Raw genomic sequence first — 15983 nt, 5'->3', positions numbered from 1 at the left:
CATCGCGGTCATGCGTGACGGTCGCATCGTCCAGATCGGTTCGGCCGAGGACATCCTCGTCACGCCGGCCAACGACTACGTGGCCTCCTTCACCCGCGACGTCGACCGCTCCCGCGTGCTCAGCGCGAGCGCGATCATGGCGGAGCCGGGGGAGGGCTACGCGATGGCCGACGCCCCGGCGAGGGTCCACCAGGACACACCGATCGTCGAGCTGTTCGCGCCGTGCTCGACGAGCGCGATACCCGTCGCGGTCGTGGACGACGAGGGTGAACTCGTCGGCGTGGTGCCGCGCGAGCGGCTGCTGGCCGTGCTCGGCGAGCCGATGAAGACCGTCGAGAACGGTACGGACGCAGCGGCCTCCGGCCTCACCGAGGACGAGTCGGCGGAGAAGGTGAACGCCGGTGCCTAGGATTCCCTTCGGTGACTGGGTCAACGACGTCGTCCAGTGGATGCTCGTGCACCTGGACTGGCTGTTCGGCTTCTTCGAGAGCATCTTCAACGGTGTCTACGACGGCCTGACCGAACTCCTCCAGGCCCCCGAGCCGCTCCTGCTGGCGGGCATCTTCGCCGTGATCGCCTTCTGGCTGCGCGGCACCGTGGGGGCCGTCCTCGCCTTCGTCGGGCTCTGGTTCATCCAGAACCTTGAACTGTGGGACAAGGCGATGGAGACCCTGTCGCTCGTCCTCGTGTCGACACTCATCGCGCTCATCATCGGCGTGCCGCTCGGCATCTGGGCGGCCCGCTCCAACCGGGTCAGCAATTTCTTCCGCCCGGTCCTCGACCTGATGCAGACGCTGCCGGCGATGGTCTACCTGATCCCGGCGATCCTGTTCTTCGGCTCGGGCGCTCCGGCCGGAATCGTGGCGACGCTGATCTTCGCGGTGCCGCCGGGCGTGCGCATGACCGAGCTGGGTATCCGGCAGGTCGACAAGGAGCTGGTCGAGGCCGCCGACGCGTTCGGCACGACGCCGCGCAGCACCCTGTTCCGTGTCCAGTTGCCCCTCGCGCTCCCGACGATCATGGCCGGTGTCAACCAGGTCATCATGCTGGGCCTGTCGATGGCCGCCATTGCGGGCATGGTCGGCACCGGCGGACTCGGTGGCGCCGTCAACGAGGCCATCGGCCAGCTGAACGTGGGCCTCGGCGCGGAATCCGGCATCTCGATCGTCATCCTGGCGATCTACCTGGACCGCATGACCAGCTCGCTCGGTCAGCAGGTCTCCCCGCTCGGCCGCCGGGCACTGAACAAGCTGCGGGCCGCGCACGGCCTGAAGATCTGGTCGTACCGTCCCCGCCCGGCGGTCGCCGTGGTCGGTGTCGTCGTCCTCGCGCTCGTCGCGGGCGGCATGGGCATGTTCGGCCAGAACAACGCCTCCGTCTCCCCGGCCGCGAGCTCCACGAACGTGGGCCAGGGCAAGAAGATCTCCATCGGCTACATCCCGTGGGACGAGGGCGTCGCCTCGACGTTCCTGTGGAAGGAGATCCTCGAGCAGCGCGGCTTCGACGTCGAGACCAAGCAGTTCGACGCCGGCCCGCTCTACACCTCGCTCGCGGGTGGCACGGTCGACTTCGAGACCGACTCCTGGCTGCCGGTCACACACGCCGAGTACTGGAAGAAGTACGGCAAGCAGCTCGAGGACCTGGGTTCCTGGTACGGCCCCACCTCTCTGGAGCTGGCGGTGCCTTCGTACATGAAGGACATCAAGTCCATGGAGGACCTGAAGGGCCAGGGTGCCAAGTTCGACGGCAAGATCACCGGCATCGAGGCCAGCGCGGGCGAGACGGCGCTGCTCAAGAGCAAGATGCTCAAGGCCTACGGCCTCGACAAGGAGTACAAGGTCGTCGACAGCTCCACGCCGGCGATGTTGGCCGAGCTGAAGCGCGCGTACGCCAAGAAGAAGCCGATCGTCGTGCCGTTGTGGTCGCCGCACTGGGCGTACAACGACTACAAGCTGACCAAGCTCAAGGACCCGAAGGGCGCCTGGGGCAAGGGCGATGGCATCCACTCGCTGGCTCGCAAGGGCTTCGGGAAGGACTTCCCCGAGGTCAACAAGTGGGTCAAGGACTTCAAGCTGACCGAGAAGCAGCTCACCAGCCTTGAGGCCGAGATCAACAAGTCGGGCAAGGGCAAGCAGCAGGACGCCGTCAAGGCGTGGCTGAAGAAGAACCCCGGCATCGTCGACGAACTGGCCCCCGTCAAGAAGCAGTCGACCCCCGCCGAGGCCAAGCGCCCCGTGAACGTCGCCTGGTTCCCCTGGGACGAGGACATCGCGGTCACCTTCCTCTGGAAGCACGTCCTGGAGAACCGCGGCTACAAGCTCAACCTCAAGCAGATGGATGTCGGCCCGGTCTACACGGGTCTCTCCACCGGTGACCTGGACGTGAACTTCGACGCCTGGCTGCCGTACACGCAGAAGAGCTACTGGGACAAGTACAAGAACAAGGTCGCGACCCTCGGCTCCTGGTACGGGCCCACCTCGCTGGAGATCGCCGTTCCCTCGTACGTGAAGGGCATCAAGTCGGTCGCGGACCTGAAGGGCAAGTCGAAGCTCTTCGACGGCAAGATCGTCGGCATCGAGGGCGGCACCGGCACGATGGACATCCTCAGGGACGACGTCGTGCCGGGATACGGCCTCGACAAGGAGTACAAGGTCGTCAACGGCTCCACGCCGGCGATGCTGGCCGAACTGAAGCGCGCGTACGCCAAGAAGAAGCCGATCGCGGTGCTCCTGTGGACCCCGCACTGGTCCTACAGCAAGTACGAGCTGACCAAGCTGAAGGACCCCAAGGGGCTCTTCGGCAAGGGCGACACCATTCGCACGGTCACCAGCAAGGCGTTCACCGAGCAGTACCCGAAGCTCACGAAGTGGTTCAAGGACTTCAAGCTGACCGAGGACGAGCTCGGCACCCTGGAGATCGAGATCAACAAGCACGGCCAGGGTCATCAGGCGGCGGCCGTCACGGCGTGGCTGAAGAAGCACCCGGAGGTCGAGGAGCGGATGACGGCATCGTAGGGATGCCGAGCGGCACCGCATAGGTGCTGGTGAAAGCCGTTCCCAGACCTTGATAAGGTTCTTTCCGTCGCCACGGGGCCAGTCCCCGTGCGGCGTACACCTTGTCCGGGTGGCGGAATGGCAGACGCGCTAGCTTGAGGTGCTAGTGCCCTTTATCGGGCGTGGGGGTTCAAGTCCCCCCTCGGACACTCGCAACTCGCGACTCGCATTGAGTCCAAGGCCCTGGTTGAGAATCTTCTCGGCCAGGACCTTTTGCTGTCCCGCCCTCCGGTGGCGTTCCGGGCTGATGCACAATCGGCCCGTGTCCGTATCCGTTGCCGATCTCCTCGCCGAACCGACCCTCCGCCTCCGCGCGCTGACCAGCCACTGTCACGACGCGGACCGGCGGATCGGCTGGGTGTCCACGACGGAGCTGCCTGATCCGCTGCCGTTCCTGCGCGGGGACGAGCTGGTGATGACGACCGGCATGCTCGAGCGGGACGACGCCGAGTGGGCCGGGCTGCTGGAACGGCTTGCGGAGCTGCCGGTTGCCGCGCTGTGCTTCGGCACCGGGCTCGTGCACCAGGAGGTGCCGCCCGTCGTCGTCGAGGTCGCCGAGCGGGCCGGGCTCGCGCTCGTCGGCTCGCCGGTCGAGGTGCCGTTCGTGCAGATCAGCCGCTGGGTCGCCGACCGGATCTTCGCGCAGCGGTACGACGCGGTGCGCTCGGCCGTCACCTTGCAGGACCAGCTGGTCCGCGAGCTGCTGTCCGGGCACGGGTTGCGCGGGTTGCTCCGGCGGTTGCACCGGGAGCTGGGGGCGGGGCCCGTGGCCGTCGTCGAGCTGGGCGGCCGTGTCCTCGCGCGCCATCCCGCGTCGAGCCGCCGGCCGGACACCGGCCCGGCCGGGACGGGGGCGTCCGTGCCGGTCGTCGTGGACGGGGTCCCGGTCGCGGAGCTGCGCACCCAGCAGGCCACGCGGCGCCATGACATCCTGTCGTTCGCCACGAGCATCCTCGGGCTCGAAGTGGCCCGCCACCAGGCCGTGCTCACCGGTCGGCGGGAGCTGCTCGGTCAGCTCCTGGAGGACGTCCTGCACCGCACCGTCTCCGACGGCGACGCCCGCCGCCGACTGGCCGCGCACGGACTGGCCACGGAAGGCCCGCATGCGGTCGTGGTCGCCCGCGTCGGCGGCGATCCCGCGCGGCTGCGCAATCTGCCGTGGACGCTGGGGCCGCTCCTGGAACGGGCGGGGGACCGGCTGCCCACCGCCCTGATCGACGACACGGTGATGGTCGTCGTGCCGGGCGGCGTCGACGCCGAGGGCGCCGCCGGGACGGTCGCGGAACACCTGAGCGCGCTGGACGCGCAGGTCCGGGTCGGCGTGGCGGAGCCCCGTCGCGGCGTGACCGGGCTCCGGCTCGGCTACTTCGAGGCCCGCCAGGCAGCACAGGCAGGACCCGGCGTGCACCGGGCGGCGCCGCTCAGCATCGCCGGCCTGCTGATGGGCAACCTGGACCTGCCGCTGCGGGAGTTGGGGCACGCCGTGCTCGCTCCGCTGCTCAGCCACGACGAGGCGCACCGCGCGGAACTCGTCACCACCCTGCGCTCGTACCTCGCCCATGACTGCTCGCCCGCCGCGACCGCCCGCGAACTGACCCTCCACCGCAACAGCCTGCGCTACCGGCTGCGCCTGATCGAGCAACTCACCGGCCGGAACCTCGGCCGCCTCGCCGACCGCATGGAGCTGTGGCTCGCGCTGTCCGCGCTGGATGCCGATTCCTGAAGCCCGTCCGACGGATCAGGTCGCAGGCGGTTCCGTGGGGTTCGAGAGCCACTGAGCGACGACGTCGTCGGCGTGCGCGCCGAGTCCGGGGCTCGGGGCCGCCGTCGGGGTACCGGCCGTCGCGGCCGGGGCGGTGTCCCCGAACTGCGCCGGCTGCCGAAGGTACGGGGTGGGGCCGAGCACCGGATGGTCGAACTCGCCGATCAGGCCCCGCTGTTGGATCTGCTCGCTGCGCAGCGCGTCGGTCAACTCCCAGATCGGCGCGGCGGGCACGCCCGCCTGCTGCGCGAGCTTCAGGGCCTGGTCCGTGGTGAGGGACGAAGACCACTCCTCGGTGATCTCCCGTATCCGCTCGACGTGGCCGGAGCGTGCGGTGTCGTCGTGGAACCTCGGGTCGGACGGGAGGTCGGGCCGTCCCACCAGGGCGGCGAACCGTCCGAAGACCACGTCGCTCGCCACCGCGATCGCCACGAGACCGTCGACGGTGCGGTAGGTGTCGAACGGCGTGGAGACCGGATGCCGGTTGCCGACCCGCCCCGGCAGCTGCCCGGTCGCCGTGACCAGGCTCATCGCGGTCACCTGCAACGACACCAGCGAGTCGAGCATGGCGATGTCGATGTGCCGGCCCCGCCCGCCGCGCTCCCGGTCGTACAGGGCGGAGCTGATGGCCCACGAGGCGAACAGCCCGGCCATCAGGTCACCGACCGACTCGCCCACCCTGGTGGGCGGCCCGTCCGGGGTGCCGGTCCCGGCCATCAGGCCGGACATCGCCTGGACGATCAGGTCGTACGCGGGGTGTTCACGCATCGGGCCGCTCTGCCCGAAACCCGAGATGCTCGCGTAGACGAGGCGCGGGTTGAGCCCGGCGAGCGTGGGATGGTCGATGCCCAGCCGCTGGGCGACACCGGGGCGGAAGTTCTCGACGAAGACGTCGGCGCGCTCGACCAGCCGCAGCAGCAGTGCGTGGTCTTCGGGGTCCTTCAGGTCGAGGGCGATGCTCCGCTTGCCGCGGTTGAGCTGGGCGAAGTAGACGCTCTCGCCGTCCCGGAAGGGCCCGAGGTGCCGGGCGTCGTCGCCGGCGGGTGGCTCGACCTTGACCACGTCCGCGCCGAGATCTGCCAGCAGAGCGGTGCAGTACGGGCCCGCCAGCACCCGGCTCAGATCGAGTACTCGCAGCCCCTGAAGAACGGTCATCGCCTCGCGCCTTTCACTCGGTGGATCGCATCCGGCATTGCGGAACGTATGGCCGCCAACGCCGCGGGGTCGATGTGCGGGCGCATGAACAGGGGGCCGATCTTCGTGCGTGTGCACGTTGGCGCGGCCCGGTGTCGTACCCCGCAATGGAGCCGGGCCCGCACCAGGGCCTCCCCCTACCGATCCGCACACCTTTGAAGGGCCGCGTCATGACCGAGCACGCCACCATGCCGTACCTGCTGCCTCCGATGTACGACGAGTTCCGCGCGGCGGCGCGGGCCCTCGCGGAGAAGGAACTCGGACCACGGGCCGCGGACGTCGACGCCCGGGGCGGCTTCCCGCACGACAACTACAAGACGCTCGTGGCCGCCGGGCTGCACGCTCCCGGCATCCCCGAGGAGTACGAGGGTGACGGTGTCGACGCCATCGCCGCCGCCATCGCGGTCGAGGAGGTCGCCCGTGTGTGCGCCTCGTCCTCCACCGTCCAGACCTCCAACAAGCTCGGCGTCGTACCGCTGTTGCTGGCGGGGACCGAGGAGCAGAAGCGGCGTTACCTCCCCGAAGTCGCCGCGGGCAGGGCGCTGATGGCGTACGCCATCAGCGAGCGGGAGGCGGGCAGCGACGTCGCCGCGATGCGCTGCCGGGCAGTGGCCGAGGGCGATGGGTGGGTGCTGGACGGCGTCAAGACGTGGATCACCTCCGCCGGTGTGGCCGGCTACCTCATCGTCTTCGCGGTCACCGACCCCGAGGCCGGGTCCCGCGGCATCTCCGCGTTCGTCGTGCACGCGGACGACCCCGGCATCACGTACGGGGAGCCCGAGCGGAAGATGGGCCTGAAGGGCTCGGTCACCCGCGAGGTGTACTTCGACGGCTGCCGGATCCCCGGCGACCGGCTGCTCGGCGAGCGGGGGAGGGGGATGCGGGTGGCGCTCGGGACCCTGGACCACACACGTGTCTCGGTCGCGGCCCAGGCTCTCGGCATCGCGCAGGGAGCCCTCGACCTGGCGGTCGGATACGTGCAGGAGCGCAGGCAGTTCGGCAAGGCGGTCGCCGAGTTCCAGGGTGTCCAGTTCCTGCTCGCCGACATGGCGATGAAGGTCGAGTCGGCACGGCAGATGGTCTACGCGGCGGCCGCCCGCAGCAGCGCCGGATCGCCCGACCTGACGTACTTCGGCGCGGCCGCCAAGTGCCTGGCCTCCGACACCGCGATGGCGGTCACCACCGACGCGGTGCAACTGCTCGGTGGCTACGGCTACACGCAGGACTTCCCCGCCGAGCGCATGATGCGAGACGCGAAGATCACCCAGATCTACGAGGGCACCAACCAGATCCAGCGGATCGTGATGGCCCGGCACCTGCTCCGAGCACGGTGAGGGGGTCTGCGGCGCGGGTGGCTCAGGCCCCCGCGTCCAGGTCCACGTCCACGTCGAGGTGGTCCGCCTCGTCCCAGAATTCCGGGTCCGCCTTCTGGAGGCGGGTCGCGGCGTGCTTCATGTGGCGGCGGGCCGCCGTGCGGGCCGCCTTCGCGTCGCCGGCCTCGATCGCCGTCAGGATCGACTGGTGTTCCTGGCGGACCGCCTCGAAGAAGTCGTCGCGGCGCGCCTCGTTGGCGCGGGTGACGCGGATGCCGCCGCGGGAGACCTCGCCGAGGTAGTGGACCGTGGGGACCAGGACCGGGTTGCCCGTCGACTCGGCGATGGAGCGGTGGAACGCGAGGTCCTCGTCCGTGCCGTCGCCGCCCGCCGCGACCGCCGTGTCGATGGCGGCCAGCGCCGCCCGCATCCGCACGATGTCGGCGGGCTGCGCGCGGGTCGCCGCGAGATGGGCGGCCTCGGCCTCCATCGCGCGGCGCACCTCGACGATCTGGAGCACCTTCGCCAGCGTGCCCGGCGACTCGGTGTCACCCTCCAGGTCCAGGGGACGGATGCGGCGGGGCAGCACGAAGACGCCCCGGCCCTGGCGCGGCTCGACCAGTCCCGCGTTGCGCAGCCGGGAGACCGCCTCACGGATCACCGTGCGGCTCACACCGAGCTGCTTGACGAGCTCCACCTCGGTCGGCAGCTTGTCGCCCGCCGTGAGCCGCCCCGACTCGATCTCCTCGGTGAGCATCGCGGCGACGCGATCGGCGAGCCGCACGGGCCCGTCCACCTTGTTGAACATGGCGTCAGTCTATCGACGTGGCCGCGGACACCTCGGCGGTGACCGCGTCCGGGTGGTCGGCGACGTACTGGCGGATCACCGACGCGAAGTCCGGGTCGGAGGTGAGGCCGAGGGCCGCCGCGCGGGTGTTGTCGAAGGAGGCCGGCCACGAGCCGACGATCGACTCCACGGACGCGTCCGGGGCCACCGTCACCAGGTCGGCCACCGCGTCGCCCGCCACCTCGCGCAGTGTCGCGAGCATCTCGGCGACCGTGACCGTCAGGGCCGGGAGGTTCACTGGGATTTTGCCGGTCAACTGGCCCTCACGCGTGCCCAGTTCGGCCTGGGCGACCCGCAGGATGCCCTCCACCGTGCGGCGCGGGGAGGCCAGCGCCACTCGTGTCTCCGGGCTCACCGGGCAGGTCGCCGCGAGGCCCGCGAGGGGTTCGCGGACGACGCCGGACAGGAAGCCGGAGGCGGCGGCGTTCGGCTTGCCGGGGCGTACCGACACCGTCATCAGGCGGGTCACGCGGCCGTCCACGTACCCGCGGCGCGTGTACTCGGCGACCAGTTGCTCGCAGATCCGCTTCTGCACGCCGTAGCTGGACTGCGGCGTCGGCAGCGTCGACTCGCTGACCACGGGCGGCAGGGGGAGCGCCGCGTCGGAGCCGTAGACCGCGACGCTGCTCGCGAACACGAGGCGTACGGAGGGGCCGCCCGCCTCCGACTGGGCGCGGGCAGCCTGGAGGAGAGCGCGGGTTGTGTCCAGGTTGGCGGTCATGCCGAGGTCGAAGTCCGCCTCGCACTCCGACGACACCGCGGCCGCGAGGTGGATGACCACGTCGACCGGCTCGGCGAACAGCTCCGGGAGACGGTCCGTGAGGTCGCCCTGGACCACGTCCACCAGTGCGTTGGCTGTGAGCGGCGACTCGTCCGGGACGAACCTGTCCGCGAGCGTGAGGCGGTCGATGGGCAGGCCGTCGAACGTGCGCCGCTCCAGCAGGGCCTCGGCGACCTGGCGGCCCAGGAAGCCGAAGCCGCCCGTGATGACGATCCTCATGATGCGTGCTCTCCAGAATTGTCTTGCTCGGTACGGAAGTTGTTCAGCCAGCCGAGACCCTCGCTCGTGCCGGCCTTGGGGAAGTACTCGCAGCCGATCCAGCCGTCGAAGCCCAAACCGTCCACCACCGACAGGAGGTGAGTGAGGTTCAGCTCGCCCGCGTCGGGCTCGTGGCGGTCCGGGACGCCCGCGATCTGAAGGTGGCCCACGCGGCCCGTCGGCAGGTCGCGGCGGAGGGTGGCGGTGAGGTCGCCCTCGACGATCTGGCAGTGGTACAGGTCGAGTTGGACCTTCAGGTTGGCCGCGCCCACCTCGCGTACGACCGCGTGGGCGTCCGCCTGGTGGTTCAGGAAGTAGCCCGGCATGTCACGGGTGTTGATGGGCTCGATCAGGATGTCGACCCCCGCGGGCGCCGCCTGTTCGGCCGCGTACGCCAGGTTGGTCAGGTACGTGTCCCGGCACGCGGCGCGCGACACACCCTCGGGCGCGAGGCCCGCCATCATGTGCACGCGCGGGCTGCCGAGCGCGGCCGCGTACTCCAGCGCCCGGTCGACGCCCTCGCGCACCTCGGACTCGCGGCCGGGCAGGGCCGCGATGCCGCGCTCGCCGCCGTCCCAGTCGCCGGGCGAGGCGTTGAACAGGGCCTGGCGCAGGCCGTGTTCGTCGAGGCGGGCGCGGAGCTCCGCGGTCCCGTACGCGTACGGGAAGAGGTACTCGACGGCCTCGAAGCCGTCCGCCGAGGCCGCGGCGAAGCGGTCCAGGAACTCGTACTCGGGATACAGCGTGGAAAGATTCGCCGCGAACCTTGGCATGGTGACTCCTATCGGGAAAGAGGTGGGTGCGTCAGCGGTTGACGACGTCCTTCTTCGTCGTCAGGACGGCCGCCGCACCGATGACGAGGGCAAGGGCCAGAACGTACATCGGGATCGCCGTCGAACCGGTCGCGTCCTTCAGCGCGCCGATCATGTACGGGCTGACGAAGCCGGCGAGGTTGCCGACTGAGTTGATCACCGCGAGGCCCGCCGCGGCCGCCGTGCCGCCGAGGAACGCGGTCGGCAGCGACCAGAACAGCGGGGCGCAGGTCAGGACGCCTGCCGCCGCGATCGACAGGGCGACGAGGGCCAGCACGGTCGAACCGGTGAAGCTCGCCGCCATCGAGAAGCCGACGGCGCCCATCAGCGATGGGATCACCAGGTGCCAGCGGCGCTCGCGGCGCTTGTCGGCGGAGAAGCCGAAGAGGTTCATGGCGATCAGCGCGGCCAGGTACGGGACGGCGCTCAGGACGCCGATCGCGAGGCCGCCCTTGACGCCGGTGGACTGTACGAACGTCGGCATCCAGAACGTCAGCGCGTACTGACCCATCACGAAGCAGAAGTAGATGAGGCACATCAGCCACACCTTGCCGTTGCGGAAGGCGTCGAGGGCGCGGCCGTGGACGGTGTGGTGGGTGGCGTCGGCGGCGAGGGCCTTCTCGACGACCGTCTTCTCGTCGTCGGTCAGCCACTTGGCGTCGCGCACGCTGTTGTCGAGCCAGAACAGGCAGACGACACCGATGACCAGGGCGGGGATCGCCTCCACGACGAACAGCCACTGCCAGCCGCTCCAGCCGGCCGCGTCGTCGAAGACGTCCATGATCCAGCCGGAGAGCGGGTTGCCGAAGATGCCCGCGACGGGAATCGCCGACATGAACATCGCGATGACGCGGGCCCGGCGCTGGGACGGGAACCAGTACGTGCAGTAGAGGATCACGCCGGGGTAGAAGCCGGCCTCGGCGGCGCCGAGCAGGAAACGGAGCACGTAGAACGTCGTCTCGCTGTTGACGAAGGCGAACGCCGCGGACACCACCCCCCAGCTGATCATGATGCGGGCGATCCAGGTGCGGGCGCCCACCTTCTGCATCAGCAGGTTCGAGGGGACCTCGAAGAAGAAGTAGCCGATGAAGAAGAGGCCGGCTCCGAGCCCGTAGGCCGCCTCGCTGAAGCCGAGGTCCGAGGACATCTGCAGCTTGGCGAAGCCCACGTTCACGCGGTCCAGGTACGAGACCACGTAACAGAGGATCAGGAAGGGGACGATGCGACGGATCACCTTGCGGAAGACCGCGTTCTCACGCGCGAGTTCGGGGGTGTCGTCCGTGGGGACGGTCGTGGACATGAGGGGCACTTCCTTGTGCGGCTCAGGTGGGGGAATGAGCGGGGGATGAGCGGGCGGGGGACTACCAGGCCGCTCCGAACGTGTCTCGCAGTTCGGCGATGGCCCGTTCGGGGAGCGGTGCGGGCTTGCGGTCGGTCGTCAGCCAGAGGCGGGCCGTCTCCTCGAGCTCTTCGAGTACGGCGAGCGCGGAGGCGGCGTCCGGGCCCCAGACCACGGGGCCGAGGCGGTCGAGCAGGACCGCGCGGATCGAAGTGCCTTGAGCGGCGCGGGAGTTGATCCGTTCGGACACCAGCTGGGCGACGAGCGGGTCGCCGGGCCGGTGGTAGGGGATGAGCGGGACGTGGCCCACCTTCATCACGTAGTACGGGGTGATGGGTGGCAGCACATCGTCCTGGTGCCACACACCGGCAAGGGTGAGCGCGACCAGGTGTGTGGAGTGGGTGTGGATGACGAAGCGGGCCGTGGGGTCGGCCTCGTAGATGCGGCGGTGCAGGGAGAGTGTCTTGCTGGCGCGGTCGCCCGCGATCTGCCGTCCGTCGGCGTCGACCTGGGCGATCCGGTCACCGGAGAGGAAGCCGAGCGCCGCGTCGGTCGGGGTGATCAGGTGGCCCTGGCCGTCGTCCAGCTTGGCGCTGATGTTGCCCGCGCTGGCGTGGACGTAGCCGCGGGCGAAGAGGCTGGTGCCGACGCGGACGATCTCGGCGCGTGCCGTGTCGGGGGTCATGCCGTGACCTCCCCGGGGCGGGCGAAGGCCGAGGTGAAGAAGTCGGCGCCGCCGAAGTTCCCCGACTTGAGCGCGATGTGGAGGGTGTCACCGTCGGCGAGCGGCGCGGCACACCACGGCACACCCGGATCGATCTGCGGGCCGATCCGCAGCCCGGTCAGGCCGAGGGCCTGGACGACGGCGCCGGAGGTCTCGCCACCGGCGACGACGAGCCGGCGCACCCCGCGCTCGACGAGTCCCTGGGCGACGCGCGCGAGCGTCCGCTCCACCAACTCCCCGGCCTCGGCGGCCCCGAGCTGCCCCTGCACGTCGCGTACGGCGTCGGGGGACCCGGTCGAGTAGATGAGCACCGGGCCGTCCGACGACAGGTGGGCGTCGGCGAAGGCGAGTGCCTCGGCGGCCACGTCCTCGCCCGCCGCGATCCGCATCGGATCCACGCTGAAGCCGGGGCGGCCGGTGGCGAGGAACTCCCGTACCTGGCCGTTCGTCGCGGCGGACACCGAACCGGCGACGACCGCCGAGTGGCCCGTGGCGGCGGGGAGTTCGGCGGCCCCGGGGGAGGGCTCGATGCCCCAGTTCGCGGGCAGCCCGATGGCGAGGCCCGAACCGGCGGTGACCAGCGGCAGTCCGGCGACCGCCGCGCCCAGGCGCACGAGGTCGTCGTTCGACACGGCGTCGACGACCGCGGCGCCGACGCCGTCCTCCCGCAGCTCCTCGATCCGGGCCGCGATGGCCTCGGGCCCGGCCGCGACGGCCTTGTGGTCGATGAGCCCGACGGGCCGCACGGTCTGCGCGCCGAGCACCGACACCAGGTTGGAGTCGGCCATCGGGGTCAGCGGGTGGTGGCGCATGCCGCTCTCGCCGAGCAGCACGTCGCCGACGAAGAGGTGCCCCTTGAAGACGGTGCGCCCGTTGTCGGGGAACGCGGGCGTCGCGACGGTGAAGTCGGTGCCGAGCGCGTCCATCAGCGCCTCGGTGACCGGGCCGATGTTGCCGGCGGGCGTCGAGTCGAAGGTCGAGCAGTACTTGAAGTAGATCTGCTCGGCGCCCGCGGAGCGCAGCCACTCCAGGGCACGCAGCGAGGAGTCGACGGCCTCGGCCGCCGGGACGGTCCGCGACTTGAGCGCGATGACGACGGCGTCGGTGGCGGCCGGGGGCTTGGTGTCCGCCGCCGGTACGTCGATCAGCTGGACCACGCGCATGCCCGCGCGGACCAGGTTGTTGGCGAGGTCGGTGGCGCCGGTGAAGTCGTCGGCGATGCAGCCGAGACGGATGGGCATGTCAGTTCTCCTTCTGGGGCGCGGGCTTCGGCGCGGGCCTGGACTCGGGCTTCGGCTCGGGCAGCTCGATGCCCGGGAAGATCTTGATGACCGCGCTGTCGTCCTCGCTGCCGAGACCGGACGCGGAGGCCTGGAGGAACATCTGGTGGGCGGTCGCGGACAGCGGCAGCGGGAACTTCTGCGGCCGTGCCGAGTCCAGCACGAGCCCGAGGTCCTTGACGAAGATGTCAACCGCGGACAGTGGTGTGTAGTCCCCGTCCAGGACGTGTGCCATGCGGTTCTCGAACATCCACGAGTTGCCCGCGCTGTGCGTGATCACCTCGTACAGCGACTCGGCGGGCACGCCCGCCTTGATGCCGAGGGCCATCGCCTCCGCGGCGGCGGCGATGTGCACGCCCGCGAGCAGCTGGTTCACGATCTTGACCTTGGAGCCGAGCCCCGCGGTGTCACCGAGCCGGTAGACAGTGGCGCTCATCGCGTCGAGCACGGGGTCGGCGAGCGCGTACGCCGCCGGGGAGCCGGAGGTCATCATCGTCAGCTCACCGGTCGCGGCGCGGGCGGCGCCGCCGGAGATCGGGGCGTCGAGGAATCGGACGCCCAACTCGCCGAGCCTGCCCTCCAGTTGGGCAGAGAAGGCCGGGTCGACGGTGGAGCACATGACGTAGACGGAGCCGGGCCGCAGCCGGTGGGCCGCGCCGCCGTCCCCGTCGCCGAACAGGACCGATTCGACCTGCGTCGAGTTGACCACGACGCCGACGAGGACGTCGACGTCGGCCGCGAGGTCACCGGCCGTGTCGTAGGCGGTGCCGCCCTCGCGGGCGAAGGCGGCGGCGACATCGGCGCGCAGGTCGTGGACCGCCACGTGGAACCCGGCGGTGCGCAGGCTGCGGGCCATGCCGAGGCCCATGGCTCCGAGGCCGACGAGGCCTACGCGGGGCGTGGGGGTGGGGGGTGCCGGGCGGTCCGGGTCGTGCATGGGTGTCCGTTCCTGTCTCTGGGCGTGGGCCGTCGAACGCAGGTCATATGATGACCTGACGTCGACGTTGAGTACAGGGTGATGCCGGTCACAGGTGGGTGACGGTGTGAAGTGGTCCCGTGGCCGGGCCCAAAAGCCGGGGCTCTGCCCCGGACCCCGCGCCTCAATCGCCGGCGGGGCTCAAAAAACAACCGCTAGCGGGGCTTGAGGTGATCAGCCGCCGGCGCGGGCGGAGCGACCGTACGGGCCACCACGGGGACGCGGATCCACGCGGCGCTGTGCAACCGTGCGAGCGACAGCACCCCGATCACCATTGAGGTCGAGGGTACGGTCAACCACGGCAACACCAGCAATGTGTCCGGCGACAGTTGCAACACGGCCGACGGTGTCATCGAGCTCAAGCAGATCGGCAACGTCACGCTCGTGGGTGTCGGAAACGGCGCGGTCTTCGACCAACTCGGCATCCACATACGGCAGTCCAGCAACATCATCATCCAGAACGTGACGGTCCAGAACGTCAAGAAGTCCGGCTCGCCCACCTCCAACGGCGGCGACGCCATCGGCATGGAGAGCGACGTCCGCAACGTCTGGGTGGACCAGGTGAACCTGCTCGCCTCGGGCGGCGAGTCGGAGGGCTACGACGGCCTCTCGTACAGCACGCTGCGGAATTCGGGCCGTGGCGGCCTCATCGGCTCCAGCGAGACCGAACTGTCCAACGGCTATATCACGTTCCACCACAACCTGTACGAGAACATCGACTCCCGCGTACCCCTGCTCCGCGGTGGCACGGAGCACATGTACAACAACTACTACGTGAGCCTCAACGAGTCGAAGGACGTCCTCGGCGCGTTCTACACGGACGCAGCCGGCTCCTGGCAGGTCGGCGGCAACATCTTCGACTACGTGACGTGGTCGCCGGCCGGTAGTGAGTGCAAGCCGGCGGGCCCGGACCCGGTGTCCAACACCACGGTCTCGATCCCGTACTCGTACAAGCTCGACGCAGACACCCACGCCGACGGCAGCATGACCACGTACTGGTCGCCGAGCGGCGCGAGCGCGACGCCCCAGGTGGCGGAGTTCGAGACGTACGTCCAGTAGACGAACAGCACCCCGCCCACCGGGGTCGACACCGGTGGGCGGGGTGCGGTACGGGTCCGGTCAGCTGTGGAACTTGATGTATCCGTTGCGGTCCCGGTCGTTCGCCGCCTTGGTGTACTTGTGGACGTCGGAACGGGCGCCGGACGGCTTGTACAGGTAGATGGTGTCCCCGCTGTTGTTCCATATGAAGTTGCAGTTGTCGCGGTAGACGACGTTCTTCGCGTCGGAGTCGCTGCCGTTGCCGCCGCGCAGCTTGACGTAGTCACCGGGCTGCAGGGAGTGGCTCGCGGTGAACTTGAAGCGGTTCCCCGTGGCGTCCTTCACGACGTACCCCTTGAGGTTGACCGTCGCGGTGCGCGAGTAGTTCTTGATGGTCAGGTACTCGTTCTTGGTGTTGCCGCCCGAGCAGCGGTTGGAGTCCGGGCCGGGAGCGTCGTACTGAACGCCCCTCACCTTCAGTGCCGAGTGGTACTCGGCGGCCTGCGCGGGAGACACGGTCGCGGCGAGCGCGGCGACGGCGGCGGCAGCGGGCAGGGCGTAGCGGTAACGCATGAGGTTCCCCCCTCAGTGGTTCCAATGGTGCCC

At 69.9% G+C, this 15983-nt stretch carries 12 protein-coding genes, 1 tRNA gene and 2 pseudogenes; 6 read left to right on the top strand and 9 right to left on the bottom strand.

The annotated features are described in order from the left end of the window. The 4 genes and pseudogenes from ABT004_RS23160 to ABT004_RS23145 form a co-directional block, all read left to right on the top strand. Nucleotides 1-409 (top strand): annotated as a pseudogene (locus ABT004_RS23160) (glycine/betaine ABC transporter ATP-binding protein); the annotation flags it as partial. Continuing rightward, a complete protein-coding gene (locus ABT004_RS23155; protein WP_351340018.1) occupies nucleotides 402-3014 on the top strand; it encodes an ABC transporter permease/substrate binding protein in 2613 nt (870 codons plus the stop codon). The pseudogene ABT004_RS23160 and the gene ABT004_RS23155, both read left to right, overlap by 8 nt. A 103-nt stretch (nucleotides 3015-3117) precedes the next feature. After that, a tRNA-Leu gene (locus ABT004_RS23150) sits at nucleotides 3118-3202 on the top strand. A 113-nt stretch (nucleotides 3203-3315) separates the two neighbouring features. Further along, nucleotides 3316-4776, top strand: coding sequence for a PucR family transcriptional regulator (locus ABT004_RS23145; RefSeq protein ID WP_351340015.1), 1461 nt, complete (start codon nucleotides 3316-3318; stop codon nucleotides 4774-4776). A 15-nt stretch (nucleotides 4777-4791) separates the two neighbouring features. Here ABT004_RS23145 and ABT004_RS23140 read toward each other — a convergent pair whose 3' ends face one another. Further along, nucleotides 4792-5970, bottom strand: coding sequence for a CaiB/BaiF CoA transferase family protein (locus ABT004_RS23140; RefSeq protein ID WP_351340012.1), 1179 nt, complete (start codon nucleotides 5968-5970; stop codon nucleotides 4792-4794). 209 nt (nucleotides 5971-6179) lie between these two features. Between ABT004_RS23140 and ABT004_RS23135 the strand changes: the two genes are divergently transcribed. Further along, nucleotides 6180-7343, top strand: a complete 1164-nt coding sequence (locus ABT004_RS23135) for an acyl-CoA dehydrogenase family protein (RefSeq protein ID WP_451190342.1) — start codon at nucleotides 6180-6182, stop codon at nucleotides 7341-7343. A gap of 22 nt (nucleotides 7344-7365) precedes the next feature. Here the strand turns inward: ABT004_RS23135 and ABT004_RS23130 are convergent, their stop codons facing one another. The 7 genes from ABT004_RS23130 to ltnD all read right to left on the bottom strand — a co-directional run bounded on the left by ABT004_RS23130 (nucleotide 7366) and on the right by ltnD (nucleotide 14300). After that, nucleotides 7366-8130 carry a FadR/GntR family transcriptional regulator gene (locus tag ABT004_RS23130; RefSeq protein WP_351340010.1) on the bottom strand — a complete coding sequence of 255 codons (765 nt, stop codon included), beginning with the start codon at nucleotides 8128-8130 and terminating at the stop codon, nucleotides 7366-7368. 4 nt (nucleotides 8131-8134) lie between these two features. Next, a complete protein-coding gene (denD, locus tag ABT004_RS23125; RefSeq protein WP_351340008.1) occupies nucleotides 8135-9169 on the bottom strand; it encodes a D-erythronate dehydrogenase in 1035 nt (344 codons plus the stop codon). Beyond that, nucleotides 9166-9981: a 2-oxo-tetronate isomerase gene (otnI, locus tag ABT004_RS23120; RefSeq protein WP_351340006.1), complete on the bottom strand. Its 816-nt coding sequence runs from the start codon at nucleotides 9979-9981 to the stop codon at nucleotides 9166-9168. The genes denD and otnI overlap by 4 nt, the downstream gene beginning before the upstream one ends. Nucleotides 9982-10012: 31 nt before the next feature. After that, nucleotides 10013-11320, bottom strand: a complete 1308-nt coding sequence (locus tag ABT004_RS23115; RefSeq protein ID WP_351340004.1) for an MFS transporter — start codon at nucleotides 11318-11320, stop codon at nucleotides 10013-10015. 61 nt (nucleotides 11321-11381) lie between these two features. Beyond that, complete coding sequence (locus tag ABT004_RS23110) at nucleotides 11382-12044, bottom strand: class II aldolase/adducin family protein (protein WP_351340002.1); 663 nt, start codon at nucleotides 12042-12044, stop codon at nucleotides 11382-11384. Further along, on the bottom strand, nucleotides 12041-13324 hold the full coding sequence (gene otnK, locus ABT004_RS23105; RefSeq protein WP_351339999.1) for a 3-oxo-tetronate kinase: 1284 nt from the start codon (nucleotides 13322-13324) through the stop codon (nucleotides 12041-12043). The genes ABT004_RS23110 and otnK overlap by 4 nt, the downstream gene beginning before the upstream one ends. 1 nt (nucleotide 13325) lies before the next feature. Continuing rightward, nucleotides 13326-14300 carry an L-threonate dehydrogenase gene (gene ltnD / locus ABT004_RS23100; RefSeq protein WP_351339997.1) on the bottom strand — a complete coding sequence of 325 codons (975 nt, stop codon included), beginning with the start codon at nucleotides 14298-14300 and terminating at the stop codon, nucleotides 13326-13328. A 213-nt stretch (nucleotides 14301-14513) separates the two neighbouring features. Between ltnD and ABT004_RS23095 the strand changes: the two are divergent. Continuing rightward, nucleotides 14514-15299, top strand: a pseudogene (locus tag ABT004_RS23095) (pectate lyase family protein); the annotation flags it as partial. A gap of 159 nt (nucleotides 15300-15458) precedes the next feature. Here ABT004_RS23095 and ABT004_RS23090 read toward each other — a convergent pair. Then, entirely contained in the window at nucleotides 15459-15950 is a 492-nt protein-coding gene (locus ABT004_RS23090) for a lamin tail domain-containing protein (RefSeq protein ID WP_351339994.1), read from the bottom strand. Nucleotides 15951-15983 lie beyond the last annotated feature (33 nt).

It is taken from the genome of Streptomyces sp. NPDC002790 (genome assembly GCF_040295505.1).
Classification (GTDB): domain Bacteria; phylum Actinomycetota; class Actinomycetes; order Streptomycetales; family Streptomycetaceae; genus Streptomyces.
Note: the sequence above shows the minus strand (reverse complement) of the source record. Positions and strands in the feature narration are given on the sequence as shown.

What these genes read in the sequence shown, in the direction of transcription:
- ABT004_RS23140 (WP_351340012.1), bottom strand. Translation starts at nt 5,970, where the DNA reads ATGACCGTTCTTCAGGGGCTGCGAGTACTCGATCTGAGCCGGGTGCTG.
- ABT004_RS23135 (WP_451190342.1), top strand. Translation starts at nt 6,180, where the DNA reads ATGACCGAGCACGCCACCATGCCGTACCTGCTGCCTCCGATGTACGAC.
- ABT004_RS23130 (WP_351340010.1), bottom strand. Translation starts at nt 8,130, where the DNA reads ATGTTCAACAAGGTGGACGGGCCCGTGCGGCTCGCCGATCGCGTCGCC.
- denD (WP_351340008.1), bottom strand. Translation starts at nt 9,169, where the DNA reads ATGAGGATCGTCATCACGGGCGGCTTCGGCTTCCTGGGCCGCCAGGTC.
- otnI (WP_351340006.1), bottom strand. Translation starts at nt 9,981, where the DNA reads ATGCCAAGGTTCGCGGCGAATCTTTCCACGCTGTATCCCGAGTACGAG.
- ABT004_RS23115 (WP_351340004.1), bottom strand. Translation starts at nt 11,320, where the DNA reads ATGTCCACGACCGTCCCCACGGACGACACCCCCGAACTCGCGCGTGAG.
- ABT004_RS23110 (WP_351340002.1), bottom strand. Translation starts at nt 12,044, where the DNA reads ATGACCCCCGACACGGCACGCGCCGAGATCGTCCGCGTCGGCACCAGC.
- otnK (WP_351339999.1), bottom strand. Translation starts at nt 13,324, where the DNA reads ATGCCCATCCGTCTCGGCTGCATCGCCGACGACTTCACCGGCGCCACC.
- ltnD (WP_351339997.1), bottom strand. Translation starts at nt 14,300, where the DNA reads ATGCACGACCCGGACCGCCCGGCACCCCCCACCCCCACGCCCCGCGTA.
- ABT004_RS23090 (WP_351339994.1), bottom strand. Translation starts at nt 15,950, where the DNA reads ATGCGTTACCGCTACGCCCTGCCCGCTGCCGCCGCCGTCGCCGCGCTC.